Annotated in this window: 21 protein-coding genes; 10 read left to right on the forward strand and 11 right to left on the reverse strand. The window is 61.9% G+C overall.

The annotated features are described in order from the left end of the window. Positions 1 to 70 precede the first annotated feature (70 nt). Positions 71 to 2,020 carry an LTA synthase family protein gene (locus G7025_RS10955; protein WP_181078949.1) on the reverse strand — a complete coding sequence of 650 codons (1,950 nt, stop codon included), beginning with the start codon at positions 2,018 to 2,020 and terminating at the stop codon, positions 71 to 73. Positions 2,021 to 2,221: 201 nt separating this feature from the next. Between G7025_RS10955 and colR the strand changes: the two genes are divergently transcribed. From colR to G7025_RS10980, 5 genes are all read left to right on the forward strand, one after another. Continuing rightward, on the forward strand, positions 2,222 to 2,905 hold the full coding sequence (colR, locus tag G7025_RS10960) for a two-component system response regulator ColR (RefSeq protein ID WP_034100290.1): 684 nt from the start codon (positions 2,222 to 2,224) through the stop codon (positions 2,903 to 2,905). Next, the gene (locus tag G7025_RS10965) at positions 2,895 to 4,175 is read left to right on the forward strand and encodes a sensor histidine kinase (RefSeq protein ID WP_181078951.1); all 1,281 of its coding nucleotides are present in this window, start codon (positions 2,895 to 2,897) and stop codon (positions 4,173 to 4,175) included. The genes colR and G7025_RS10965 overlap by 11 nt, the downstream gene beginning before the upstream one ends. Before the next feature lie 187 nt (positions 4,176 to 4,362). Further along, entirely contained in the window at positions 4,363 to 5,043 is a 681-nt protein-coding gene (locus G7025_RS10970) for a class I SAM-dependent methyltransferase (RefSeq protein ID WP_181078953.1), read from the forward strand. A 4-nt stretch (positions 5,044 to 5,047) separates the two neighbouring features. Continuing rightward, positions 5,048 to 5,767 carry a lipopolysaccharide kinase InaA family protein gene (locus G7025_RS10975; protein WP_181078955.1) on the forward strand — a complete coding sequence of 240 codons (720 nt, stop codon included), beginning with the start codon at positions 5,048 to 5,050 and terminating at the stop codon, positions 5,765 to 5,767. After that, entirely contained in the window at positions 5,764 to 5,991 is a 228-nt protein-coding gene (locus G7025_RS10980) for a hypothetical protein (RefSeq protein ID WP_181078957.1), read from the forward strand. Before G7025_RS10975 ends, G7025_RS10980 begins: the two co-directional genes overlap by 4 nt. A gap of 78 nt (positions 5,992 to 6,069) precedes the next feature. On the opposite strand, the gene G7025_RS10985 is transcribed toward G7025_RS10980, so the two are convergent. From G7025_RS10985 to G7025_RS10995, 3 genes are read right to left on the reverse strand one after another with little or no spacing between them, the layout of a single operon-like run. Next, complete coding sequence (locus G7025_RS10985; RefSeq protein WP_181079096.1) at positions 6,070 to 7,167, reverse strand: DUF1513 domain-containing protein; 1,098 nt, start codon at positions 7,165 to 7,167, stop codon at positions 6,070 to 6,072. Positions 7,168 to 7,169: 2 nt separating this feature from the next. Further along, the gene (locus G7025_RS10990) at positions 7,170 to 8,234 is read right to left on the reverse strand and encodes an imelysin family protein (protein WP_181078959.1); all 1,065 of its coding nucleotides are present in this window, start codon (positions 8,232 to 8,234) and stop codon (positions 7,170 to 7,172) included. Positions 8,235 to 8,265: 31 nt separating this feature from the next. Continuing rightward, positions 8,266 to 9,693, reverse strand: coding sequence for a di-heme oxidoreductase family protein (locus tag G7025_RS10995; protein ID WP_181078961.1), 1,428 nt, complete (start codon positions 9,691 to 9,693; stop codon positions 8,266 to 8,268). 140 nt (positions 9,694 to 9,833) lie between these two features. On the opposite strand from G7025_RS10995, the gene G7025_RS11000 reads away from it, so the two are divergent. Then, positions 9,834 to 10,397, forward strand: a complete 564-nt coding sequence (locus G7025_RS11000) for a nitroreductase family protein (protein ID WP_181078963.1) — start codon at positions 9,834 to 9,836, stop codon at positions 10,395 to 10,397. A 184-nt stretch (positions 10,398 to 10,581) separates the two neighbouring features. Here the strand turns inward: G7025_RS11000 and G7025_RS27255 are convergent, their stop codons facing one another. The 7 genes from G7025_RS27255 to gap all read right to left on the reverse strand — a co-directional run bounded on the left by G7025_RS27255 (position 10,582) and on the right by gap (position 19,462). After that, positions 10,582 to 12,720, reverse strand: coding sequence for a methyl-accepting chemotaxis protein (locus tag G7025_RS27255; RefSeq protein WP_181078965.1), 2,139 nt, complete (start codon positions 12,718 to 12,720; stop codon positions 10,582 to 10,584). A 125-nt stretch (positions 12,721 to 12,845) separates the two neighbouring features. Beyond that, on the reverse strand, positions 12,846 to 13,259 hold the full coding sequence (locus G7025_RS11010; protein WP_181078967.1) for a YbaN family protein: 414 nt from the start codon (positions 13,257 to 13,259) through the stop codon (positions 12,846 to 12,848). Between the two features lie 84 nt (positions 13,260 to 13,343). Then, positions 13,344 to 13,952, reverse strand: a complete 609-nt coding sequence (locus G7025_RS11015; RefSeq protein ID WP_181078969.1) for a biliverdin-producing heme oxygenase — start codon at positions 13,950 to 13,952, stop codon at positions 13,344 to 13,346. A 134-nt stretch (positions 13,953 to 14,086) separates the two neighbouring features. Further along, positions 14,087 to 16,654 (reverse strand): TonB-dependent receptor, encoded by a 2,568-nt coding sequence (locus tag G7025_RS11020; RefSeq protein ID WP_181078970.1) that lies wholly within the window; start codon positions 16,652 to 16,654, stop codon positions 14,087 to 14,089. Between the two features lie 115 nt (positions 16,655 to 16,769). Beyond that, positions 16,770 to 17,738 (reverse strand): FecR family protein, encoded by a 969-nt coding sequence (locus tag G7025_RS11025; RefSeq protein ID WP_181078972.1) that lies wholly within the window; start codon positions 17,736 to 17,738, stop codon positions 16,770 to 16,772. Between the two features lie 74 nt (positions 17,739 to 17,812). Then, positions 17,813 to 18,331, reverse strand: coding sequence for an RNA polymerase sigma factor (locus G7025_RS11030; RefSeq protein ID WP_181078974.1), 519 nt, complete (start codon positions 18,329 to 18,331; stop codon positions 17,813 to 17,815). A 129-nt stretch (positions 18,332 to 18,460) separates the two neighbouring features. Further along, a complete protein-coding gene (gap, locus tag G7025_RS11035) occupies positions 18,461 to 19,462 on the reverse strand; it encodes a type I glyceraldehyde-3-phosphate dehydrogenase (protein ID WP_181078976.1) in 1,002 nt (333 codons plus the stop codon). Between the two features lie 221 nt (positions 19,463 to 19,683). On the opposite strand from gap, the gene edd reads away from it, so the two are divergent. Genes edd through G7025_RS11055 form a run of 4 tightly spaced genes read left to right on the forward strand, consistent with a single transcriptional unit; the run spans position 19,684 to position 24,740 of the window. Next, positions 19,684 to 21,510 carry a phosphogluconate dehydratase gene (gene edd / locus G7025_RS11040; RefSeq protein WP_181078978.1) on the forward strand — a complete coding sequence of 609 codons (1,827 nt, stop codon included), beginning with the start codon at positions 19,684 to 19,686 and terminating at the stop codon, positions 21,508 to 21,510. After that, positions 21,507 to 22,463 carry a glucokinase gene (locus G7025_RS11045; RefSeq protein ID WP_181078980.1) on the forward strand — a complete coding sequence of 319 codons (957 nt, stop codon included), beginning with the start codon at positions 21,507 to 21,509 and terminating at the stop codon, positions 22,461 to 22,463. The genes edd and G7025_RS11045 overlap by 4 nt, the downstream gene beginning before the upstream one ends. A gap of 44 nt (positions 22,464 to 22,507) precedes the next feature. Next, entirely contained in the window at positions 22,508 to 23,281 is a 774-nt protein-coding gene (locus G7025_RS11050; RefSeq protein ID WP_219855273.1) for a response regulator, read from the forward strand. Beyond that, positions 23,271 to 24,740, forward strand: a complete 1,470-nt coding sequence (locus tag G7025_RS11055) for an ATP-binding protein (protein ID WP_181078984.1) — start codon at positions 23,271 to 23,273, stop codon at positions 24,738 to 24,740. The genes G7025_RS11050 and G7025_RS11055 overlap by 11 nt, the downstream gene beginning before the upstream one ends. The last annotated feature ends 59 nt before the right edge of the window (positions 24,741 to 24,799 follow it).

The following is a 24,799-nucleotide window of genomic DNA, read 5'->3' on the forward strand; positions in this document are numbered from 1 at the left end:
CGTACTGAAAAAGCCCCGCCTGCAGTGATGCAGGCGGGGCTTTTTTATTGCTTGGGGGGCATGAGCTGGCTTAGCGCTCGGTCAGCCGTGGGCTCGTCTCCTGGGGCGCTTTCCAACTCAACAACTGTTGTTTGAACCCGTAGCTGGCGGCCTGGTAATAGGTGATTGCTCGCTGGATCAAGGGATCATCACTGCCCACTCGCGACTCCTGGCTTTCAGCCAAGGCCTGGTCGTGGCGACGCAGACCCAGGCGCGGGCTGAGAATGGCCAGGTCCTTGCCGTCGAACAGCCCCAGATGCTGGTAATTGCCGACCACCACGCGCGGCGGCAGCGGGTTATCCTGAAGCAAGTCGCGGCCGAAGAACGTCGACTCGTAGCTCAGGTTGATCAGGCCCAGCAGGGTCGGCGCCAGGTCGATCTGACTGGCCAGTTGCGCGGACTCCCGTGGGTCGATCAGTTTGGGCGCATAGATGAACAGCGGAATCTGGTAGTTGGTGATGGGCAAGTCTTCCTTGCCCGCGCTGCCGGCCGTGTGATCGGCGACGAACACAAAGATCGTGTTGTCGAACCAGGGCTTCTGACGTGCCGCGTCGAGGAATTCACCGATGGCATGGTCGGTGTATTTCACCGCGCCGTCGCGGCCATTCCCGGATTTGATATCGATGCGCCCATCCGGATAGGTGTAAGGGCGATGGTTGGAGGTAGTCATCAATTGCAGCAGGAACGGTTGCCGCTTGGCGTAATCGGCGTCGGCCAGTTTCAGGGTTTGTTTGTACAGGTCTTCGTCGGCCATGCCCCAGGCGTTTTTAAACGAGATTTCGGCCTCGGGTACGCTGCTCTGATCGACCACGCGGTAACCGTTGCCGCTGAAAAACGCGTTCATGTTATCGAAGTAACCGCGCCCACCGTACACGAATACGCTGTCATAACCGACGGCGGTGAGCTGTTGCCCGAGGCTGGCGAAACCGCTTTCACGGCCGATGCGTTTGACGATCGAGCGTCCCGGCGTAGGAGGGATCGCCAGGGTGATTGCTTCCAGGCCCCGGTCTGTGCGGGTGCCGGTGGCGTAGAAGTTATTGAAATACAGGCTTTGTTTTCGCAGCGCGTCGAGGTTCGGCGTGAGATTGCGCCCGTCGCCATTGCTGCCCATGTATTTGGCGCTGAAGCTTTCGATGGTTACCAGCACGATATTGGGCGTGCTCGGCGGGCCGGAGTGGCTGATGGACCGGCGGATATCCAGCGGGTCCTGGCCGATAAAGCGGGCGTTCGGCTCGCTGAGTTCGGCGCGCAACTGGCGGGCGACCACGTCGGTCGGCAGGCTTTTGTAGAACTGCGAGTAATCCAGTTCGTTGTTACGAAAGGCTGCAAAAAACTGATATGGGCCATTACTGGCCAGCTCGTTTTTGTAGGCATTGCCGCCCTGGGCGCGGGGGCTGTCCTGACTGATCAACTGCAGGCTGAGGCCGACGGCCAGCACCAGCACCACCGCGTTGAACAAGCGGCCGCGCAACGGTGGCAGTGGTGAGGCCGTGGCGGCATTGAACGCTTTACGCAAAGCCAGGCTCAACACAATGGCCAGCATTGCCAATAAGCTGAGCAGTTTGCCGATCGGGTAGGACTCCAGCAGGTTGTTCAACACTTCGTCGGAATACACCAGGTAGTCGACGGCGATGAAGTTGAAGCGCACCCCGAACTCGTCCCAGAACAGCCATTCGGCGACCGAGGTAAACAGCATTGCGAAGAGACTGACCGTGAGTACCGCCTGCAAAAACCAGCGGTGGCCGCGACGACGCCACAGGCCCGGCGGGCATAGCAGCACGTACAGTCCCAGCGGCAGCGCTGCGTAGGCAAGAAACCCCAGGTCATACAGCAACCCCACGCCGAACACCGGCAGCAGGTTACCGCCGACTTCGTCCAAGTGAGTCAGCAACAGCACGGCACGGGTGACCAGGAAAATCAGTAACCAGGCACCGGTTATCAACAGCAAATAGCGCATTGGCGCAGTTTTGACCAAACCCATGTCTATGTTCCTTATATAAATGGGAGGCGATGGTCGTCCTGACACTGTAGTCAGTTTGTGAAGCTATAGTGAAAAACTCGTTGCCCTCTCAATTTGATTGAAAACCTTGATCCACGCGCCCTGGAGGTCTATCCCTGAGCCCGACTTGGCCTTAAGCTGCGCGAGCCAACACGGCCGTTACCGCGTACGGAGACACTGCCCATGCGAATTTTATTGGTTGAAGACAACCGCGATATTCTGGCCAACCTGGCGGACTACCTGGGGCTGAAGGGCTACACCGTCGACTGTGCGCAGGACGGGCTGTCGGGCCTGCATCTGGCCGCCACCGAACACTACGACCTGATCGTGCTCGACATCATGCTGCCGGGCATCGATGGCTACACCTTGTGCAAACGCCTGCGCGAAGATGCGCGTCGTGATACGCCGGTGATCATGCTCACCGCGCGCGATCAGTTGGACGACCGGCTGCAGGGTTTCAAGTCCGGCGCCGATGACTACCTGCTCAAGCCATTTGCCCTGTCGGAACTCGCCGCGCGCATCGAAGCGGTGCTGCGTCGTGCCCAGGGTGGCGGGCGCCGCGCGTTGCAAGTGGGCGACCTGAGCTACGACCTCGACACCCTGGAAGTGACCCGAGAAGGGCGCCTGCTCAAGCTCAACCCGGTCGGCCTGAAGCTGCTGGCGGTGCTGATGCAGAAAAGCCCCCATGTGCTGCGCCGCGAAATTCTCGAAGAAGCGCTGTGGGGCGATGATTGCCCGGACAGCGACAGCCTGCGCAGCCATGTCCACCAACTGCGCCAGGTGATCGACAAACCGTTTGCCAAGCCATTGCTGCACACGGTGCACGGCGTGGGTTACCGCCTGGCCGAGGGTCGCGATGGAGTTTAAGCAAAGCCTTGCCCAGCGGATCATCATCGCGTTTGCCTTGATGAGCGCACTGGTGGCGGGCGCCTTCGCCATGGGCATCGTTGCGACGGTGCACCTGGTGGAAGAGAAGTTGATTTCAGCGGGCCTGGGCGGTGACCTGCAACGCTTGCTGCTGATGGACAGCGTCGAAGACTGGAGTCATCGACCCGAGCCGGACCAACTGTTCTATTTCAGCGGCGGCCGTGGCGACTTTGAATTGCCCAAGGATTTGCGTCATCTGGAACCGGGCTTTCACGAGGTGTTTCGCGAGTCGCTGTCGTACCACGCCATGGTCGAAGTGATCGACGGTCGGCGCTATGTGCTGCTGCAGGACCAAAGTGACTTCGAAGAGCGTGAGCGGGTGCTGTTCGCCGTGGTCCTGGTGGGCTTTGTGCTCAGCCTGGCGCTGGCGGTGTTCCTGGGATGGGTGCTGGCGCGCAAGGTAATGGCGCCGGTGGTGCGCCTGGCTCGCCAGGTGCGTCACCGTGACCAGTTGCTGGGCCTGGCACCGCCTCTGGCGCCAGACTATGCGGCTGACGAAGTGGGCGAATTGGCCGTGGCCTTCGACGCCACATTGGGCCGACTGCGCCAGGCGCTATCCCGTGAGCAGTTGTTCACCAGCGACGTAAGCCACGAGTTGCGCACCCCCCTGATGGTCCTGGCCAGTTCCTGCGAATTGCTGCTGGAAAATCCGGCCATCGATCAGCGTGGACGTAACCAGGTGCTGCGTATCGCCAGGGCCTGCGAAGAAATGCGCGAGCTGGTGCAAACCTTCCTGATGCTGGCGCGGGCGCAACACAGCGAGTCCACCATGTCGCCCCAGGTGAGCCTCACCCAGGTGGCGGAGGACTTGCTCGGGATCTGGCGCGAACCCATCGAGCAGAAGGGCCTGCAACTGATCTATCAACCGGGCAGCCCTCTGGACACACGCTACAACACCACCTTCCTGCACGCCGTAATGGGCAACCTGCTGCGCAACGCCTTGCATTACACCGAGCAGGGCTTTATCCGCCTGACCCTGGAACCTACCGGTTTCGTGGTGGAAGACAGCGGTGTCGGTATCCCCGAAGAAAAACGCGAGGCCATGTTCGAACCGTTCGTGCGTGGCAGTGAGAAGCGCGGTGAAGGCCTGGGGCTGGGCCTGTCACTGGTGCAGCGGATCTGCGAGAACCAGGGCTGGAGTGTCAGCCTCAGTACCATGGAACCCAACGGTTGCCGCTTTCACGTTGAGTTGAGTCAGGTCAAGCCTTGACCGCGTCTGCTGCCGCTATCCTGCCATAAGCCGCCGTTATTCGGCGAAGATGGCGACTTGCTATTGATTGTCTTTGTAAAGTCTTGAAATGTATGAATTTGGACAGGACAAGTTTTTCACAACGAGTTGACCTGGCGATCACGTATCGCTGAATAGTTTGTAGGCATCAGTCATTGGAGACCTGTTGATGCCTACCCCGATCAAACTCGAATTTTCCGAAAAGTACGACGATCAGCACGCTCAGAAATATTTGCTCAAGCATCAGGACAATCTGGCGCGCCGGTTGTCCCACAAACGCGACGAGCAATTGGCCCGAGGCGCGCTGGCGATGGCGGGCGAGCCCGGTTTGGTTTTGGACTTGCCATGTGGCGCCGGCCGTTTCTGGCCGCTGCTGGCGGAAAAGCCCAACCGAATCATTATTGGTGCCGATAATTCCGCTTCGATGTTGAAGATAGCAACCGGCGCCCAACCGGCAGAGGTGGTGAAACGGGTACGCCCTTTGCAGACTTCAGCCTTTGATATTGATTTGCCAGATAACGCGGTCGACAGCATTTTTTGCATGCGCTTGCTGCACCACATAGGTGATCCGGCGCATCGCCTGGCGATACTGCGGGAGTTTCAGCGAGTTACCCGAGACAGCGTGATCATCTCACTGTGGGTTGACGGCAATTTCAAGGCGTGGAAGCGCAAGCGTTCGGAAGCGCGTCGTCGTAGGAAAGGTGAGCAGGAAGGTTACCAAAACAGGTTTGTGTTACCGGCTGCTACTGTAGAAGCAGAATTCGAGCAGGCGGGTTTTCGCGTTCAGGAATCCCTGGACTTCATACCGCTCTACGCCATGTGGCGGGTATACGTATTACGCAAGAGGTAACAGGATGGCAGTTGAGTGCGTAGCAGGCAGTCACGTAGCTCCAGAAGAACGCTTCGATTATTTCTGGCGTCAGCAAGGCGAGTGGGTGGAAGAGCCCAATCGTCGTCGCGGTGGTGAAAGTGGGGTACAGCGAATCAAGACCGCCAGTGGTCGTTTGCTCTACAGCAAGCGACAGACCGGGCATATTTATCGCAGTTGGCTGCATCCCTTCGGGCGCCCCACGGTGCTGCGTGAGCGTGATGCTTTGAAGGGCTTGCGCCTGCTGGATGTGCGGGTGCCGGAAATGGTCTTCTGCGAAGCACGTCGCGATCCCGAGCATCAATGGAAGGCGTTGTTGGTGACGGCTTCGCTGGATGGTTTCGACGAAATCGAAAAATGGTACGCCGCCGGTGGCCGTGAGCAGTACGGCGAGCAGGTGCACGAACGTCTGCTCAAGGAAGTGGCGACCACCCTGGCGCGCATGCACAAGGGGCGTTGGCAGCACGGCTGCCTGTACATCAAGCATATCTTTGCGCGGGTGACAGGCGAGGGCGACTCGGCCACGGTAGAAGTGGCGCTGCTGGATTTTGAAAAATGCCGCCAGCGCCTGACCGCTTATCGGGCGGCGTCCCATGACATGCTGCAACTGCGTCGCCATTCGTCGTGGAGCAGCGCCGATTGGGAAAAACTCAGCTACTTTTATGAGACGGCGTTTGGCAGCGCTATCAAGGGTTTAACCAGATGAAGCTAGAAATAGCGCGAGGTTTGTTCCTGGTGGGAGCGTTGGGCGTGGCAGCCTTGGCGCTGGCCGCCTGGGAGCAGCCTCGTACTCAGGTACTCAGCGCGTCGCAGGGCGGCGCGCAATGCCTGTTGCCGCGTGTCGCCAAGGCGAGCACGGCGGCCAAGCCCGATCATGAACTGCTGCTGTTCATGTTCGGTCTGTCTCAAGGAATGAGGCCTCAAAGTTGAAACGTTTAAACCTCCCGAACAGGGCCTTGCGATGCGAGGCCCTTTTTTTTGCGTTTTTTCCAGGCTGCCGGCTGGCGTTCACGCCAAGTGCAGGTGGTTATCCCAAAGCCCGGCCGGCAATTCCAAGGGTTTAGCCACCAACGGGGCCTGCCGGCAATCGTAGAAGCGGCACCGGCCCTGGCCCGAGGTGACCACGAACCCATCCGCCACCGCGCCCACACCGGCGCAGTCCGGCAGCGGACCGTCCAGGCGCAGCTCGCCGCTGTCCATGTCCCAGATAAAGAAGCGATTGCCGCGTGGCGCCGTCAGGGCCACCAGGCGCAACTCGCTGTGCACGGCCACGCTGGCGGTGTAATGCCCCATGGCCTGCAGTTGCGCGTCGGCCACCGGAAAAGCCATGAACGGTTGGCCTGGGCGCTTGATCGCCAGCAGTTCGGAGCGCTCCTGGGACGGGCCCATGAACTGCTGCCCGGTGAGAATCGTGCCATCGCTGGCGATGCCCATATGGCGCACGCTGTTCATCTGCTGGCCCAGGGTTTCCTTGCTGATCAGTGTGCCGTCGCGGCGCATCAGCACCAGGCTCGGCTCCATGGCGTTGAGGTTCATCTCCACGCGGCTTTCCGCTTCGGTGCGAATGCCCCCGTTGGCCACCACCAGGGTTTCACCGTCGGGCATCCATGAGACCTGGTGCGGGCCGATGCCGTGGGTGGACAGCTCGGCGCTGTGCACCAGGCGCTCGCCCTCGAACTTATACACGCCAAGGAGGCCACGGCCGGGGTCGGACGTATCGTTTTCGGTGGCGTACAGCCACTCGCCGCTCTTGTGGATTACCGCGTGGCCATAGAAGTGGCGATTGGCATTCGAGGTGATGGTTTGCAGCAGCGCGCCGTCGCGCAGGTCGATCAGGTAACTCTCGGTGCCAGGGCGACGGGCAACGAACAGCGCAATCGGCAGCGTGGGGTGGTTGATAATGTCGTGGCAGCGCTGGCCAACCTGGGTAGCGAACACCTGCTTGCCGTCCAAGCGAAAGCCCACGGCGTAGTGCCTGCCGTCCGTATCGTCACGTGCCGACAGCAGCAGCGGGCCGCTGCCCTTCTGCTTGAACAGCGTCCAGCCACCCAACGTAAGTGCGCTGAGCAGCACGCTGCCGAGCGCCAAAGCCTGTCGCCTGAGCATCATCAGTCACCGTCGTTGGCGTTAAAGCCCAGTTGGATCCCCAGCGCCTTGGCCAGCTCACCTTCGTGCAGGCGATGGACCACGTTGAGGCTGTCGTAGAGATCGTTCAGCTGCTGGCGCCCGGCGTCATCGTTCAACAGTTCGTTGAGGCTGCGCTGGTTGCTGGCGAACAGTTTAAGGGACGCGGCGTAGGCGGCGTCGATCTTGTCGGCCAAGGCTTTCTGATCCGCCGGCAGCAAGCCACGCAGGCCTTTATTGTCGACGCCGACCCACACGGTCTGGGCGGCCGCGAGGCTGGCCTCCAGGCTTTGCAGCGACGACTGGCTACGCCACGCATCGGCCTGGAACGGCTGCGGGATGCCTTTGGTCTGGCGGCCCATGGGCGTGCCGAGCTTTTTCTTCAGGGTGTCCAGTGCGGTCACTTGCACCCGCAGCAGATCGGCGATCGCTTCGTGGGAATCGGCGTAACGCTGGTTAGGGAACTTGCTCATTTGCGCGAGCATGCCGTCGGTGCTGTTCCAGCTGGCCAGGATCTCTTCGGCCAGGGCTTTCTGGCGCTCACCGATGGCCACCAGCAGCGGGCAGTAGCGGGCTTTCCGGGCGTCGTCGGCGAGGTCGGTCTTGGCGTCGTAGAGGATGTATTCGTAAGCCGACAGGCCCTGCACCACCACGCTGGACTTGGCCAGGGCGGCGCCGTCGATCTGCGGCTGGGCCTCCACCAGTTGCTCGACCTGGCGACCCACCAGGTTCTTTTTATCCGGCCAGAACTGCACTTGCCAGGCGCGATTGCCTTCTGCCAGCGGGCCGATCAGCAGCGGCTGCAGTTCGGCCCAGGCTTTTTGTGCGTGCAGGAAGTCGGCGCGGGCGGTGTCCAGGCTTTCCTTGCCTTGGCAATAGGCCAATGCGCTGACCGCCAATTGGCGGTCGGCTTCCACCCAGCGGCTGTAGGTGGGCAGGATCACTTGCTTGGCGATCGCCGCCGAGGTCACGGCCTGCGGGTCCTGGGGCGAGCAGGCACCGAGGGCAAGGGCGGCCAGGCTGGTGAACAACAACTTGGGACGGAACATGTCGAGCTCCCTTCTGTAATTGGGGCGAAGCTTATAAAGAGTTCAGGAACGCCAGCAACGCAGCGCGCTGCTCGGCATTGAAGGACAACACATGCTGCTGCGCCGCCTGGGCCTCACCGCCATGCCAGAGCACGGCTTCGAGCAGGTTGCGGGCGCGGCCGTCATGCAGAAACTGGGTATGACCGCTTACGGTTTGCGTCAAACCGATACCCCACAACGGCGGTGTGCGCCAGTCGCGGCCACCGGCCTTGAATTCGCTGCGCCGATCGGCCAGGCCTTCGCCCATGTCGTGCAGCAACAGGTCGCTGTACGGGCGGATGGTCTGGTTCGCCAGCTCAGGCTCGGCGGCATCGGCGGCGGTGGTGAACGTGGGCTTATGGCAGCCCTGGCAGCCGGCCTGATAGAACAGGTTTTTCCCGGCCAGCACCTGCGGCGCGTTGACGTCCCGGCGCACGGGCACGGCCAGGTTACGGGTATAGAACAGCACCAGGCGCAGGATGTTATCGCTGACTTCCGGCTCGCCATCGGGGCCATTGCCGTTGGGCGCCCGTTTGCAGGCGACTTGGGCGTCGGTGCAGTCATCGAAGGGTCTCAGGGTGGTGGTGAGGCCCATATCACCAGAGAACGCGTGAACATTTTGTTGATTGAGCGTGGGTTGCCCGGCTTTCCAGCCGAACCGGCCCAGCACGGTTTTCTGCTGGGCGTCGTCCCAGACCCAATTCGGCCGCCCGACAATGGCTTCGTTGTCGGCGGTTTTCGGGTCGGTGTTGCGCAGGATATCCGCGTCGCTGATCGCTTCGAGCAGGCCCAGGCCGATCATCGGCGGCGCGATGCGGGCCGAGAAGCGCGTGTCGGGGTGCATCGGGCCGTAGCCCAGTTGGGTGATTTGCAGGTCCGGCTTGCGCAGTTCCACCACGGTGCCGTCCTTGAAGGTCACATTGACCGGTGTGTAGTCGACGCGCACCTTGCCTTCCGGTACGACACCCGGCACGGCCATGTCCTGCAGTTGCCCGCCGTACACGGGCTCCGGCACCACGCCCAACTGCTCGATCAGCCTGGAGTAGGGTGCAGCATCCGGTATCGACAGGCGCACCAGCATGGACACGGCGTTGGGCGCGTCGGCCAGCGGCGGGTGCCCGCGGCCGTCCTTGATATGGCAGTTCTGGCAGGCATTGGTGTTGAACAGCGGGCCCAGGCCATCGCGGGCGGTGGTGGTGGACGGCGCGATCACCCAGGGGCTGCGGAAAAAACTGTTGCCGACGCTGAAGTCCAGGCGGCGCGTGGGCGACAGGTTGGCGGAGGGCAGGGAAAACGCATTCTGGTCGTTTTTGTTCACCGTCGCTGCGCCGCCGGCTCGCGCTTCACCGGGCTCAGCCTGAGTGAAACGCGGGGCGTCATCGCACGCAACCAGGCCCAGGGCCATGAAGGCGACGCACAGACGAAAAAGCGAACGGAACATCGAGTTTCCTGGACGAATGCGAAAAAGATGGGCGCAAAGTCTAACAGGGCAGGGCGGATTGAATAAGAGCAATTATCGTTTGATGGACTCACGGACCATTCCCGCTAGAATGACCGCACATTTTTTTCTGGAGGTGGCCAATGCAGGCTCTCGACGCTTTGCTCAACCGTGTTTCCGTGCCGCGTTTGCTGGAGCCGGCACCGACCCAGGCGCAGCGCGAGGTGCTTTTCGCTGCGGCCATGCGAGCGCCGGACCACGGCCAACTGCGTCCGTGGCGCTTTCTCACCGTCGAAGGCTCGGCCCGTGAACAGATGGGCACGCTGCTGGCTGAAGCCGCGCGCCTGCAGGACCCCGAAGCCCCGCAGGCGGTCATCGACAAAGCCCAGAACGGCCCGTTGCGCGCGCCGCTGGTGGTGGTGGTGATCGCGCGCCTGCAGGAGCATTTCAAGGTGCCCAAATCCGAACAGTTGCTGGCAGCGGCCTGCGCGGCCCATGGCATTCTACTGGCGGCCTACGCCCAAGGCATCGGTGCGGTGTGGCGCACTGGCGAATTGTCCTACTCGGCTCACGTTGCCAAGGGTTTAGGGCTGGCGGCGAATGAGGAAGTGATTGGCTTCCTCTATCTGGGCACACCGCAGAACCCGCCGCGTACGGCGCCGAAGGAAGATGTGGCGGCGTTTGTGCAGGCTTGGACGGGTCTTTGACAATGGGGGGAGGGGGCTTGCACCCGATTGCAGTGTGTCAGTCAACTTATCTGTAGCTGACACATCGCTATCGGGGGCAAGCCCCCTCCCACTGTTGATAGTCATTGCCTGGGCTGGATCATCTGAGCCCTTAACTGACTGGCATTAGAGCAAGCCCCCTCCCACATTGGTCCCGTGGTGTTTCTTAAACTTTGAACTGATCCATGAGCTTCATCTGCTGGCTGGCCAATGCATTGAGCTGGCTGCTGATGGCCGCCGATTCGGTCGCCTGGCCGGTGAGGGTTTCGGTCACGGTGCGGATCGCCGAGACGTTGCGGTTGACCTCTTCGGCCACAGCGCTTTGCTGCTCGGCGGCGCTGGCGATCTGCAGGTTCATGTCGCTGATCACCGTGACCGCGTCGCTGATCTTGCCCAGGGCCTGTACGGCCTGATGGATCTGCCCGGCGTTGTTCTGGGCCTGGTTTTGGCTGGAATGCATGGTCGCCACCACGCCACGGGTGCCGCTCTGGATACGTTCGATCACCTGGCGAATCTCCTCCACCGAGTCCTGGGTGCGCTTGGCCAGGTTACGGACTTCGTCGGCGACGACCGCGAAACCACGGCCGCTTTCCCCTGCACGTGCCGCTTCGATTGCCGCGTTCAACGCCAGCAGGTTGGTCTGCTCTGCAATGCTGCGGATCACCTCCAGCACTGAGCCGATCTGCTCGCTGTTGACCGCCAGCGCTTCGACTTCACCCACCGCCTTGCTGACTTCGTCGGCCAGGGTGGTGATGTCGCGGGTGCTCTTCTCGATAATCTGCATGCCTTCACGCGCCGACTGGTCGGCACCGCGCGCCGCGCTGGCGGCATTGGAGGCACTGTTGGCGACGTCGTGGGCCGTGGCACTCATCTCGTTGGAAGCGGTGGCCACCTGGTCGATTTCGCGGAACTGCACCTGCATGCCTTCGCTGGTCTGGCGGGCGATGGCCGACGACTGGTCCGCCGTGCCACGGGCTTCGGTGATGCTTTGCTTGATCTGCGCGATGGTCGGCTGCAGCTTGTCGAGGAAGCGGTTGAACCAGTTCACCAGCTCGCCCAGTTCGTCCTTCTTGGCGTAGGCCAGGCGCTGGGTAAGGTCGCCTTCACCGCTGGCGATGTTCTTGAGCATGGCCGCCACGCTGTTGATCGGACGGGTTACGCCGGTGGCGGTGAGCCAGATCAGCAGCAGGCCGAGCAAGCCGGCTGCGGCCGCTACCAGCAGCGCCTTGATCGTGCCGCTGGCCTGGGCTTCGTCGAGCACCGCCTGGAGCTTGACGTTATCGGCGAGCATCACGCTTTTGGGGAGCTTGATCACCACACCCCACGGCTTGGCATCTGCAAGTGGCTTGACCGGGTACACGGCGCGAATGGTATCGCCCTGTTCGCGGATCATGCGGTTGTCACTTGCCAGCAATTGCACGATTTCCTTGCCTTCTTCGCCAAGGGTATCGATCAGGTTCTTGCCGACCCTGGCCGGTTCGCCGCTGTAGGCGGCAATCAGGCCGGTGCTGGAAAGAATCTCCAGGTGCGCCGCGCCATTGAACAGGTCTTTCTGTGCGGCGTCGGTGGTCGCTTGCAGGGCCGTCAGGGCAATGTCCACACCGACGACGCCGATCAGTTTGCCCTCCACGATCAGCGGCGAGGCGATGGTGGTCATCAGTACCTTTTGGCCTCCCACCGTATCTTCATACGGGTCCAGCAGGCAGGTGCTGCGGGTGTCTCGTGGGCAGGTATACCAAATGTTGTAGGGCGTCCCGCTGAGGGTGAGGGTGGTCTTGTTCAGGTCCTCTTCGACCATCACGGTGTTCAGGCCTTCGCCGCCGGCACGGCTCCAATAGCTGGAGAAGCGCCCTTTTTCATTGGACGCGCGCGCCTTGTCGTCGAGGAATTCGCTGTCCTTGCCATCCAGGGCGTTGGGTTCGAATGACAGCCAGAAACCCAGCACCTTGCTGTTGCGATCGAACGTGGTTTTCAGGCTCTGGTTGATGTCCTCGCGCAGTGCGCCGGCTTCCAGGCCACGTTTGCTGGCCTGGATGCGCAGGTCTTTGATCTGGTCGGACAGCGCGGTCAGCGCCAACAGGCTGTCGCCGAATGTTTTCTGCAACTGCACCGCCTGTTCGGCGGCCTTGGCCTGCAGCAACTGTTCAACGCCGTCGGTGAGCATGCGCGAGCTTGAATCGCTGACCAACTGATCATTCTGGTTGGTGTTGTAGATGTTGATGCCGACCACCAGCGCTATCACCCCTAACAGGCAGAGCCCGGACAGCAGCACGATTTTCAAGCGGATAGAGAGGGTGTCGAACATAGGTTCACTCACGAATGGACGTGTTGGGTGGGCAAGGCAGGGCCAAGTCCATTCAGCGCTATGTCTGGAACATCGGCGCAACGGGTCGATTCATGAGCAGCAGGCGATAAACGGTAGGAAAACAGCTACAGCCTTTGCTGTGCGGGCACTGCCAGCCGTTCAGGGCGTGACCAGATCCACAGATTGCCCAGGCCCATGCCGACGATTGCCAGGTAAACCGGCCAGCCATGGTCGAGCATGACCAGCATCAGGACGGCGCACAGCAGCATGCTCACCGTGGCGCTGACCTTGGCGCGCCGCGCGATGATCTTGCCATTGCGCCAGTTGAACAGGATCGGTCCGAACAGGCGGTGGTTCTCCAGCCACGCGCTCAGGCGCGGTGAGCTTTTGGTGGCGGCCCAGGCGGCCAGCAGGATGAATTCGGTGGTGGGCAACCCCGGCACCACAATCGCCACCAGCCCGATGCCCAGGCTGACGTAGGCCAGCAGGCCGAAGAGGAGCTGGGCGATTTTCGAGGTGGATTGGGTTTGGCGGGTCATGGGGTATGCAACGTCAGGAACAAACCAATACAAAAGTGGAGGGGGCAAGCCCCTCCCGCAGTCGATTGCATTTCAAATCGGCGATCAGGCCAGCTCAGGGGCGCTAGCGTACGCCTGTTCCAGCAAAACGGTGAAGCGCACAAACGCGTCAATCGCGCCTTTTTCCGCCGCGGCTTCTTCATCGGCGCTCAGGTGCAGTGCATCCAGGGTGCGAGTGAAGCTTTTCCAGCCTTCGGCACGTCCACCGGCTGGCTCAGCCAGGTGGCGGGCGCCGAAGGTTTCGCTCAGGCCCAGGCCCACGGCGCGTTTGATCAGGAACGCGGCGCCGAGTTTGGAACCCTCGGACACAAACAGCCAACCCAAGGCTTCGGCTTTGCTCGGGTGGCTCACCGCGCCGGCCACCGGCGCCGGCACGTCGGTCTCCAGGTCGGCGAGATCGAGCCGGGCGGCTTCGGCGCGGCAACGTTCGGCCAGGTCCGGCACCAGTTCGATCAGCTCGGGATCGGTGTACAGCGCCACCAGTTCCGATTGGAACAGGTACTGCGCCACCACAAAGCGTGCGAAGTTGGCCTGGTTTTCAAACGGCGCATGGGCCTTGACCAGTGCATCGAGCCTGGCGTGCGGGGCGTGGGTGATCTGGTTCAGGCGCTGGGAGCGCAGGCTTGGGCGTTCTGCGGTAGGGGAAGCGGTCATGAAAAAGTCCTTGAGAGGGGAGCGCCTGGTTGCTCTTAAAGAGAGTGGTTATCAACTAGACGAACAAGAAGACGCAGCACAGTAAAAAATCCTCACCTCGTCACTGAAATTTCGGCGAGGTGAGGCTGGCGTGGTCAGATGTCCCAGATCACATTGATCGCCACGTTGCGGCCGGGCTGGGTCAGTCGGTCCAGGTTGGCCGGCGAGGTCACGCCGGCTTCACCGACGCCGTCGTAGCTGCGCACGTCGTCCCAGTTCCAGTACTTCTTGTCGGTAAGGTTGTAGAGGCCGCCGTTGATGGTCACGTCGCGGGTGACTTTGTAGAAGCCGGTCAGGTCGACGATCCCGAAGCCTGGCGTCTTGAATGGGCCACGGCTGGTGTTGCCGTCGGGGGCGAAAAAGGTGGTGCTGTCGACGCGGTCCTGTTTCTTCACCAGGGTCCAACTGACCAGCGCGCCATAGCGATCCTGGTCGTAGCCCAGGCCGAACACGCCTTTGAGCGGGTTGACGCTGTTGAGCGGCTCGCCGTTGTCGTCATTGCGGCCATGGGCGTAGCTGATAGCGCCTTGAGTGTAAAGACCGTGCGGCGCGCCCAGGGCATCCAGGTTCAGGCGGCCCTTGGCTTCCACGCCCTTGATGGTGGCGCGCTTGATGTTCTTGGCCTGGAAGGCTTCGACGGTGCTGCCGGCAACCACCGCGTCTTCATCGATGAAGTCGCGGTATTTGTTGTAAAACAGCGCGATGTCGAAGGAGCCCGCGTCGAACTGGCCGCGAATCCCGGTCTCGATGCCTTTGCTGGTCTCTGGCTTGAGGTCGGGATTGGGCTCCACGGTGTAGCCCTGACCGAGGTTTTCGAAGCGGCCATACAGCGCTTTGGCCGAAGGCGTGCGGAAACCTTCGGCGTATTGGCCGAACCAGGTGTATTGCTCGGTCAAGGCATAGGTCAGGCCGAATTTCGGCGTGACGCGGTGCCAGGTTTTTTCTTTGTCGCTGTGATCGTAGAGCCGGTTCGGGTCCACGGTGTTGAGGAATTCCTCGGTCAATTTGGGCTTGAGCTGGGTGTAGTCGTAGCGAACGCTGGGCAGGAACGTCCACTTGTCCCAGGCGATCTGGTCCTGGGCGAACAGCGAGTAGGTGTTGATGGTCGGGTCCGGGAAGTCACTGGCCTTTTTCACACTGTCGCTGGGGGAAGGGCTGGGGGCGCCAATGGCCGTGCAGCCCGCGCCGACCGCCAGGCACGTGGCGGCACCTTCGCGGGAGCCGGTGACTTTCTGTTGTTTGAGCGTCGTGCCGTAAGTGACCTGGTGGTCGGTGGCGCCGAGGCTGAAAGCCTTATCCAGTTGTGCATCGAAGACCCACTGTTTTTCTTCATAGCGCGTTTCGCGGGTACGCAGGACGCGGCGTGATGGCTGGTAGATTTCCGCCGTGGTCTGGTCGGTCTTGGCGATCTGGTAGTTGAGGCTGGTCTTGATATGGTCGGCAATCGGTGAGTCGAGGCCGAAGCGGTTTTCAAGGCCCAAGCGTTCCCGGGTAATGGTGTCGTTGCCCGAACGGGCGCGGTAGAAGTTGAAGCCTCGGCCGCCGGTGAAAGGGCCGCCTACCGCGCTCTTCAGGTTAACGTCGCGATCATCTTTGTATTTTTCATAGGTCAATCCCAGGCGGTTATCGTCGCCGTAGTTCCACCCGAGCTTGGCCAGCACGTTGGTGGTGCGTGCGTCTTCCGGGTTGGCGCCGGTGCGGGCCAGGCCGGTGGCGTTGTTGCCGTCGTAGGATTCGGTTGCATGGCCGTTGCGCTGGCTCAGATGCAGCAGGCCATCGACGTCCGCCACGCGGCCGGCGAAGGTGCCCGAGGTCAGCCAGCTGTCGTCGGCGGAGCTGTAGCCGATCTTCAGGCGCGCGCCGACATCCTGGCCGGGCTTGATGATGTCGTCCGGGTCGAGGGTGAAATAGCTCACGGCGCCACCGATGGCGCTGCTGCCGTACAGGGCCGAGGCCGGACCGCGCAGAATCTCCACGCGCTTGACGATTTCGGGGTCGACGTAGTTGCGCCGGGTTTTGGCGTAGGGGCCGTTGAAGAAGTTGTCCGGTACTTCCACACCGTCCACCTGGGTGAGGATGCGGTCGCCGTCGATGCCACGGATATTGAAACCGGCGTTGCCCGAACGGCTGCCGGCACCGCTCACCGAGACGCCGGGTTCGTAGCGGGCCAGGTCGCGGATAGTGTTCACGTTCTGGCGGTCGAGTGCTTCGCGGTCGTGCACGCTGACGGTGCTTGGTACGCTGCTGATGTCCTGCGCGTTACGGGTAGCGCTGATGGTCACTTGCTGCAGGTTGAGCGTGCTGCCGGCGGCGCGTGGCTCCAGGACGATGTTATTGCTGCCCAGTTTGCGATAGGTCAGGTTGGTCCCCACCAACAGCCGGTCCAGGGCTTTTTCCGCTGCCATGGGGCCGCGCGCGCCAGGAGAGGACACGCCCTGGCCGAGTTCCGCCGGCAGGCCGACCTGCCAGCCGGTCACCGCGGTAAACGCGTTGAGAGCCGAAACCAGCGGCTGCTGTTCGATGCTGAATTGATAATTGCCGTAGCTGCGCGGCGCCGGTTCAGCGGCCGTGGCGCTGGCAACCGGCAGGCCGGCCAGCAGGATGGCGGCGGTGAGCAAGGACAGAACGGGCGAAGAAGACCGGCGGTTGAAACAAGAGGACATCGAGAGCGCTCCGGGGTACGAATCTTATAGTTGCGAACCTTTCCAAATAGGAATCAGTTGCATTGGCTAAGACGAGACGTACCACCGCAGACTATCGAGTAAAAATTATTCTCATTTAGTTGAGGATCACCAGCGCCGGGTATTCCGAAAGCTTGGCCGACGTGAGGTGGGCCAGCGAGCGCACCACGTCCAGCGGCTGGTCGAGGCGATAGTTGCCGGTGACGGCGACCCTGGCGAGCTGCTCATTGGTGTTGACGATCCAGCCGGGATAATAGCGGCGTAGTTCGGCGAGCACCTGGCTCATCGGGCAGTTTTCGAAAATCAGCCGGCCCTGCACCCAGGCCAGGTCTTTGTTGATGTCCAGTTTGCCCGGCTGACCGAAGCCCTGGGGGCCGATGCGGATACTTTGCCCGGCGCTCAGGCGTACCCGGGCATCGTCGAAGGTATTGCTCAGGTCCACGTCGCCGCGCTGCACCTGCACTTGCGCCTCGCCATCGAGGTAACGCACGGCGAACGCGGTGTCGCGCACGCTGGCACGCACCGGGCCGGCGTCGATTTCCAGCGGCAGGCCACGGTTGGCGGCCACGTCGAAAAACGCTTCGCCCTGGTACAGGCGCGCGATTCGCTGCTGGTCCTGGATGCGGCTGGAAAACGCCGAATTGGTGTTGAGCAACACGTTGGCACCCTCGTCCAGTTGCAGGCGCTGACGTTCGCCGACCACGGTGAGGTGGTCGGCTTGCAGGCGCACGGGCAGGTTGCTGAAACTGCACAGCCCGATCACCAGCAAGGCGGCGGTGGCCAGCGGTTTCCAGTGTGGCCGAATACGGCGCCAGACACTCGGCCCTCGTGGCGCCGCCAGGGCTACGGCGGCGCTGTGCACCGGCGCGCCACCCCAAGCGGCCTGGGCTTTTTCGAAGGCCTGGCGATGGGCCGGATCGCAGGCCAGCCAGGCTTGGAATTCAGCCTGCTGGCCAGGTTGCGGGCACTGCAGGGCGATCAGCCAATCGAGAGCCTGGTCCATCGCCGGGTCTTGCAGCACCTCATGCGCCAACGCAAGGGGGCGCACGTTATTCGGGTCCGTCACGGTGTTCCTCGGGTCTTCGCCACGTTTTATTCATTTTTCCTACGGTTTGCGTCGACGCTTCTGTGGGATGCAGCTTAAGACTGATCCAACCGTTCGGCCACACCTACGCAGATCGCCATGATCAATTTCAGTTCCTTCTGCACCGTACTCAACGACACCCCCAGTTGGTCGGCAATCTCCTGGTAACTGCAGCCGTGCAGGCGGCTGAGGATGAATATCCGCTGCTGGCGGACGCTCAACTGACCCAGGCTGACGCTCAAATGCTCCAGCAGTTGCTCGGCCTGGGTCGCGTCTTCGGGGGTAGTGATCGGCGCGGCAACGCTTTGCAGGATTTGCAGCGGTACGTCTTCCAGCAGGGTGCGCGCCTGGATCTTGCGCGCGCGCAGGTGATCCAGCGCCAGATTGCGCGCCGTCTGATAGACGAAAGGTTCCAGATGATCGATCGGCCGCTCGCTCAGGGCCCGGGTCACGCGCAGGTAGGTTTCCTGCAGAAGGTCTTCGGCGGTGCTGTGGTTATGCACCATCCGTTGCAGGGTGCGCAGCAGGATCGCCCGTTGAGTGAGAAAAACATGGTTGAAGCGAGATTGGCTCACAGTGATACCAGACCGATAGGCAGTTAATGATAATGCTTATCATCAACGCAAATGGCAAGTGGCTATTCTGTTCTGCGCTACACCAAAACCACAGTGGGAGGAGGCAACCCCCCTCCCACGCAAACTAAATTATTCGGCGTTGCAGAGTGCCAGGCAGTTATCCAGCATTCGGTTGGAGAAGCCCCACTCGTTGTCGTACCAGGCGAGCACTTTCAGCAATTTACCGCTGACCTTGGTGTGATTGGCGTCGAAGATCGACGACAGCGGGTTGTGGTTGAAGTCGCTGGAAACCAGCGGCAGGGTGTTGTAGCCGAGAATTTTGGAGTGCTGGCTGGCGTCCTTGAGCAGCGCGTTGACTTGCTCGGCCGTGGCTTCTTTCTTCAGTTGCACGGTGAGGTCCACCAGGGACACGTTGATCACCGGCACCCGCACGGCCATGCCGGTCAGTTTGCCCGCCAGTTCCGGCAGCACCAGGCCGACCGCTTCGGCGGCGCCGGTCTTGCTCGGGATCATGTTCTGGGTGGCCGAACGCGCGCGGTACGGGTCGGTGTGGTACACGTCGGTCAGGTTCTGGTCGTTGGTGTAGGCGTGGATTGTGGTCATCAAGCCGCTTTCGATGCCCAGTTCACGGTGCAGCACCTGGGCCACCGGCGCCAGGCAGTTGGTGGTGCACGAGGCGTTGGAGATGATCTGATGGGATTGACGCAGGATGTCATGGTTAACGCCGTAGACCACGGTGGCGTCTGCGCCCTTGGCGGGGGCGGAGATGATCACTTTGCGCGCGCCGGCAGTGATATGGGCGGCGGCCTTGGCGCGATCGGTGAACAGGCCAGTGCATTCAAACACCACGTCGATGTTCAGCGCGGCCCACGGCAGTTCGGCCGGGTTGCGAATGGCACTCACGGCAATCCGGTCGCCATTGACGGTCAGGCTTTCCTGATCGTGGGCAACCTCTGCATCGAAAGTACCGTGTACGGTGTCGAATTTGAGCAAGTGGGCATTGATCGAACTGTCGCCCAGATCATTGATGGCGACGATCTGCAAATCCTGGCGGTAGCCTTGGGTATACAGTGCGCGCAGGACATTACGGCCGATACGGCCAAAACCATTGATTGCGATACGAAGAGTCATTGGAGAGTGCCTGTCGTCGATTTGTTGTAAGAATTACAAGATTATTCGCATAAAAATAGAAAACAAGCCTTTTTAGTGGCAATATTTTGTTCAATCTACAACGAGTGACCTGAATCAACTGGTCCGATGATCCAAACGACACCCTGCCATCCCATGCGCTGCGGGCGTTTGATCAGCATAGACACTCAGGTCGCCACATCCGTTAGCCTGGAGTTCTACACATGCATCCCCGCGTCCTTGAGGTCACCGAACGGCTTATCGCCCGCAGCCGCGCCACCCGCCAGGCTTACCTTGCGCTCATTCGCGGCGCCGCCAGCGACGGCCCGATGCGCGGCAAGCTGCAATGCGCCAACTTCGCCCACGGCGTGGCCGGTTGCGGCACCGAAGACAAACAGAGCCTGCGCATGATGAACGCCGCTAACGTGGCAATTGTTTCTTCATATAACGACATGCTCTCGGCGCATCAGCCCTACGAACATTTCCCTGAACAAATAAAGAAAGCCCTGCGTGAAGTCGGCTCGGTCGGCCAGTTCGCCGGCGGCACCCCGGCGATGTGCGACGGCGTAACCCAGGGCGAGCCGGGCATGGAGCTGAGCCTGCTCAGCCGTGAAGTCATCGCCATGTCCACGGCAGTGGCGCTGTCGCACAACATGTTCGATGCGGCACTGATGCTGGGTATCTGCGACAAGATCGTGCCCGGCCTGATGATGGGCGCACTGCGCTACGGCCACCTGCCGATGATCTTCGTGCCGGGCGGGCCGATGCCGTCGGGCATCTCCAACAAGCAGAAGGCCGATGTGCGCCAGCGCTACGCCGAAGGCAAGGCCAGCCGCGAAGAGCTGCTGGAGTCGGAGATGCAGTCCTATCACAGCCCCGGCACCTGCACCTTCTATGGCACGGCCAACACCAACCAACTGCTGATGGAAGTGATGGGCCTGCACCTGCCTGGCGCTTCGTTCGTCAACCCGTATACGCCGCTGCGTGACGCACTGACCCGCGAAGCCGCGCATCAGGTCACGCGCCTGACCAAGGCCAACGGCAACTTCACCCCGATCGGCGAAATCGTCGACGAAAAATCCATCGTCAATTCCATCGTGGCTCTGAATGCCACCGGCGGCTCCACCAATCACACCCTGCACATGCCGGCCATCGCCATGTCGGCGGGTATCATCCTGACCTGGCAGGACATGGCCGACCTCTCCGAGGTGGTACCGACCCTGTCCCACGTCTATCCAAACGGCAAGGCTGACATCAACCACTTCCAGGCGGCGGGGGGCATGTCGTTCCTGATTCGTGAACTGCTTGAAGCCGGCCTGCTGCATGAAGACGTCAACACCGTGGCCGGCAAGGGGCTGAGTCGCTACACCCAGGAACCGTTCCTGGTCGACGGCGAGCTGATCTGGCGCGACGGCCCGATCGAGAGCCTCGACGAAGCCATCCTGCGCCCGGTGGCCCGCGCGTTCTCGCCCGAAGGCGGCCTGCGCGTGATGGAAGGCAACCTCGGCCGTGGCGTGATGAAAGTCTCGGCCGTGGCCCTCGAGCACCAGATCGTCGAAGCGCCGGCGGTGGTGTTCCAGGACCAACAGGACCTGGCCGATGCGTTCAAGGCCGGCGAGTTGGAGAAAGACTTCGTCGCGGTGATGCGTTTCCAGGGCCCGCGCTCCAATGGCATGCCGGAACTGCACAAAATGACGCCGTTTCTTGGCGTGTTGCAGGACCGTGGCTTCAAAGTGGCGTTGGTGACAGACGGGCGCATGTCCGGCGCGTCGGGTAAGATCCCCGCCGCGATCCATGTGAACCCCGAAGCTCAAAGCGGCGGGCCGCTGGCACGCGTGCGCGATGGCGATATCATTCGCGTGGATGGCGTCAAAGGCACCCTGGAGCTTAAGGTGGACGCCGAAGAATTTGCAGCGCGCGCGCCTGCCACGGGCCTGTTGGGCAATAACGTGGGGGCCGGTCGCGAGCTGTTTGCATTTATGCGCTTGGCCGCAAGCTCCGCAGAGCAGGGCGCCAGCGCCTTTACCTCTGCCCTGGAGACGCTTAAGTGAAGTTAGCGCTGGTCGGTGACATTGGCGGTACCAACGCGCGTTTTGCGTTGTGGCGGGATCAGGCCCTGCATTCGATCCGCGTGCACGCCACGGCGGACTACGACAGTCCCGAGGCGGCCATCCTGGTATACCTCATGGAAGAAGGCCTGCAAATCGGCGATATCGGCGCGGTATGCCTGTCGGTGGCCGGGCCGGTGAGTGGCGATGAGTTCAAGTTCACCAACAATCACTGGCGCTTGAGCAAGACCGCTTTCTGCAAGACGCTGCAGGTGGATGAGCTGCTGCTGATCAACGATTTTTCGGCCATGGCCCTGGGGATGACCCGGCTGCAGCCCGATGAATTTCGCGTGGTCTGCGAGGGCACGCCGGAACCGCTGCGTCCGGCGGTGGTGATCGGGCCAGGCACGGGGCTGGGCGTCGGCACCTTGCTGGATCTTGGCGCGGGTCGTTTCGCGGCCTTGCCGGGGGAGGGCGGCCATGTCGACCTGCCTTTGAGCAGCCCGAGGGAAACCCAGCTGTGGCAGCATATCTATAACGAAATCGGCCACGTCAGCGCAGAGACGGCCTTGAGCGGTGGTGGTTTGCCGCGTCTGTATCGGGCAATCTGTGCGGTTGATGGCCACACGCCGCAGCTGGACACGCCCGAAGCCATCACGGCGGCTGGCCTGGCCGGCGACCCGATTGCCATGGAAGTGTTGGACCAGTTCAGCATCTGGCTGGGCCGAGTGGCGGGTAACAATGTACTGACCACCGGTGGACGTGGTGGTGTGTATATCGTGGGCGGGGTAATACCGAGGTTTGCCGACTTCTTCATTCAAAGCGGCTTTGCCGGGAGCTTTCGTGACAAGGGCTGCATGAGCGACTACTTCAACGGTATTCCGGTGTGGCTGGTGACCGCGCCGTATTCCGGCTTGACCGGGGCGGGTGTGGCGCTGGAGCAGGCATTTGCTTAGGCAGTGATGGCTTCCCACATCAGTGTGGAAGGGGGCTTGCCCCCATGAGGCCTTCAACTACACCGCATAACAACAAGGAGGACCCCGTGAGCGTAATCAGTAAATCGATTCTCCTCGTCGACGACGACCAGGAAATCCGCGAGTTGCTGCAGACCTACCTCAGTCGCGCCGGTTTCCAGGTGCGGGGAGTGCCGGATGGCGCGGGATTCCGTCAGGCGATGAACGAGGCGCCGTGCGACCTGGTCATCCTCGATGTGATGTTGCCGGACGAAGACGGTTTCAGCCTGTGCCGCTGGATTCGCCAGCACCCGCGCCAGGCGCAGGTGCCGATCATCATGCTTACCGCCAGCTCCGACGAAGCCGACCGCGTGATCGGCCTGGAGCTGGGCGCCGATGACTACATCGGCAAGCCGTTCAGCCCGCGTGAGCTGCAGGCGCGGATCAAGGCGCTGTTGCGCCGCTGCCAGTTCCAGGAGCGCAACACCGGGGGCGATGTGCTGGTGTTCGACGAATGGCGGCTGGACATGATCAGCCACCGGCTGTTCCACGTCGACGGCGAAGAAGTGATCCTGTCCGGGGCCGACTTTGCCCTGCTGAAATTGTTTCTCGACCATCCCCAGGAAATCCTCGACCGCGACACCATCGGCAACGCCACCCGTGGCCGCGACCTGATGCCGCTGGACCGTATCGTCGACATGGCCGTCAGCCGCCTGCGCCAACGCCTGCGCGATACCGAAAAACCTCCGCGGCTGATTCGCACCGTGCGCGGCAGCGGCTATCAACTGGCAGCCAACGTGGTTGCCGGCAATGCCCATTGAGCCGGTGAGCGAACGGCGTCGCCGGTTTCCGGTACCGCGCTCGCTATTGGGGCGCATGCTGTTGCTCACATTGCTGGCAGTGCTGTTCGCCCAGGCACTGTCCAGCGTGATCTGGGTCTCACAGTTGCGCGCCACCCAGCTCGAAGGCCTGGTCACCAGCGCGCGCAGCCTGGCGCATTCGATGACCGCCAGCGTGAGTTATTTCCGCTCGCTGCCGGTGGCCTATCGCCCGTTGGTGCTTGACCAACTGCGCAGCATGGGCGGCACCCGCTTTGTGGTGACCCTCAACGATCGCCCGCTGGACATGCAGGTGCTGCCCGAAACCCCGCGCAAACAGGCGGTGCTGACCGCGGTGGATGAAGTGCTGCGTCAGACCCTGGGCGCCGATGTGCATATCTCGGTGGAGTTCGTCAGCGCCGAAGACCTGCGGATTTTCAACGCCGGCCTCAAACTCGATGAATTGCCACGCTCCTGGGCGCACTACGCACTGACCCTGGAACCGGTGAACCCGCCGGTGCTGGTGACCCAGATTCAACTGGCGCCCGGCGAGTGGCTGTATATCGCCTCGCTGTTGCCCGAGCCCTACACCAGTCTGGAAGAGCAGGGCCTGCCGTCCCAGCAGGTGTGGTTTATCGTGCTGACCAGTGGCTTTCTACTCCTGTTCATAGGCCTGCTGGTGCATTGGCAGAGTCGGCCCCTCAAACGCCTGGCGCTGGCGGCGCGGGACATGTCCCTGGGCGCCGACGTCGAGCCGGTGGCCGAGGGCGGCGGCAGTGAAGTGGTGGAAGTGGGCCGTGCGTTCAATGCCATGCGCGAGCGCATCAGCCGCTACCTGACCGAACGCAGCCAGTTGTTCAGTGCGATTTCCCACGACCTGCGTACACCCATCACGCGCCTGCGCCTGCGCGTGGAACTGTTGGAAGACGAGAACCTGCAGGCCAAGTTCGGTCGTGACCTGGATGAGCTGGAATTGCTGGTCAAGGGCGCGCTGCAATGCGTGAAAGACACCGATATTCACGAGAACATCCAGCCGGTCGACCTCAACCATGTACTCGAATGCCTGGTGGAGCCGTACGTGGCGCCCAACGGCAACGGCCGCGTGACCCTGGATGGCATGGCGCTGGCGGCGTACCCGGGCAAACCGTTGGCGCTCAAACGCTGCATCGGCAACCTGATCGACAACGCGTTGAAGTACGGGCAGAACGCCCATTTGCATATTGAGGACGACGGCGCGGAATTCATCCTGCATGTGGATGACGAAGGCCCCGGTGTACCGGAGCAACGTCTGGAGCAAGTGTTCGAGCCGCACTTTCGCCTCGCCGGCCAGCAGCAAGGCTACGGCCTGGGGTTGGGCATCGCGCGCAACATTGCCCACAGCCATGGCGGTGAGGTGAGCTTGCAGAACCTGCGCGAGGGCGGCTTGCGCGTCACCCTGCAACTGCCCCGAACCCTGGACTGATAACACGATTGGACAAAGGTGGGAGGGGCGGTGCGACGATTTGACTTGCCCGCCGATGA

The organism is Pseudomonas lurida (genome assembly GCF_013522705.1).
GTDB classification, from domain to species: Bacteria; Pseudomonadota; Gammaproteobacteria; order Pseudomonadales; family Pseudomonadaceae; genus Aquipseudomonas; species Aquipseudomonas quebecensis.

Bases quoted from the DNA above. Each gene is read 5' to 3' on its own strand.
- G7025_RS10955 (WP_181078949.1), bottom strand. From the start codon at position 2,020: ATGGGTTTGGTCAAAACTGCGCCAATGCGCTATTTGCTGTTGATAACC.
- colR (WP_034100290.1), top strand. From the start codon at position 2,222: ATGCGAATTTTATTGGTTGAAGACAACCGCGATATTCTGGCCAACCTG.
- G7025_RS10965 (WP_181078951.1), top strand. From the start codon at position 2,895: ATGGAGTTTAAGCAAAGCCTTGCCCAGCGGATCATCATCGCGTTTGCC.
- G7025_RS10970 (WP_181078953.1), top strand. From the start codon at position 4,363: ATGCCTACCCCGATCAAACTCGAATTTTCCGAAAAGTACGACGATCAG.
- G7025_RS10975 (WP_181078955.1), top strand. From the start codon at position 5,048: ATGGCAGTTGAGTGCGTAGCAGGCAGTCACGTAGCTCCAGAAGAACGC.
- G7025_RS10980 (WP_181078957.1), top strand. From the start codon at position 5,764: ATGAAGCTAGAAATAGCGCGAGGTTTGTTCCTGGTGGGAGCGTTGGGC.
- G7025_RS10985 (WP_181079096.1), bottom strand. From the start codon at position 7,167: ATGCTCAGGCGACAGGCTTTGGCGCTCGGCAGCGTGCTGCTCAGCGCA.
- G7025_RS10990 (WP_181078959.1), bottom strand. From the start codon at position 8,234: ATGTTCCGTCCCAAGTTGTTGTTCACCAGCCTGGCCGCCCTTGCCCTC.
- G7025_RS10995 (WP_181078961.1), bottom strand. From the start codon at position 9,693: ATGTTCCGTTCGCTTTTTCGTCTGTGCGTCGCCTTCATGGCCCTGGGC.
- G7025_RS11000 (WP_181078963.1), top strand. From the start codon at position 9,834: ATGCAGGCTCTCGACGCTTTGCTCAACCGTGTTTCCGTGCCGCGTTTG.
- G7025_RS27255 (WP_181078965.1), bottom strand. From the start codon at position 12,720: ATGTTCGACACCCTCTCTATCCGCTTGAAAATCGTGCTGCTGTCCGGG.
- G7025_RS11010 (WP_181078967.1), bottom strand. From the start codon at position 13,259: ATGACCCGCCAAACCCAATCCACCTCGAAAATCGCCCAGCTCCTCTTC.
- G7025_RS11015 (WP_181078969.1), bottom strand. From the start codon at position 13,952: ATGACCGCTTCCCCTACCGCAGAACGCCCAAGCCTGCGCTCCCAGCGC.
- G7025_RS11020 (WP_181078970.1), bottom strand. From the start codon at position 16,654: ATGTCCTCTTGTTTCAACCGCCGGTCTTCTTCGCCCGTTCTGTCCTTG.
- gap (WP_181078976.1), bottom strand. From the start codon at position 19,462: ATGACTCTTCGTATCGCAATCAATGGTTTTGGCCGTATCGGCCGTAAT.
- edd (WP_181078978.1), top strand. From the start codon at position 19,684: ATGCATCCCCGCGTCCTTGAGGTCACCGAACGGCTTATCGCCCGCAGC.
- G7025_RS11050 (WP_219855273.1), top strand. From the start codon at position 22,508: ATGAGGCCTTCAACTACACCGCATAACAACAAGGAGGACCCCGTGAGC.
- G7025_RS11055 (WP_181078984.1), top strand. From the start codon at position 23,271: ATGCCCATTGAGCCGGTGAGCGAACGGCGTCGCCGGTTTCCGGTACCG.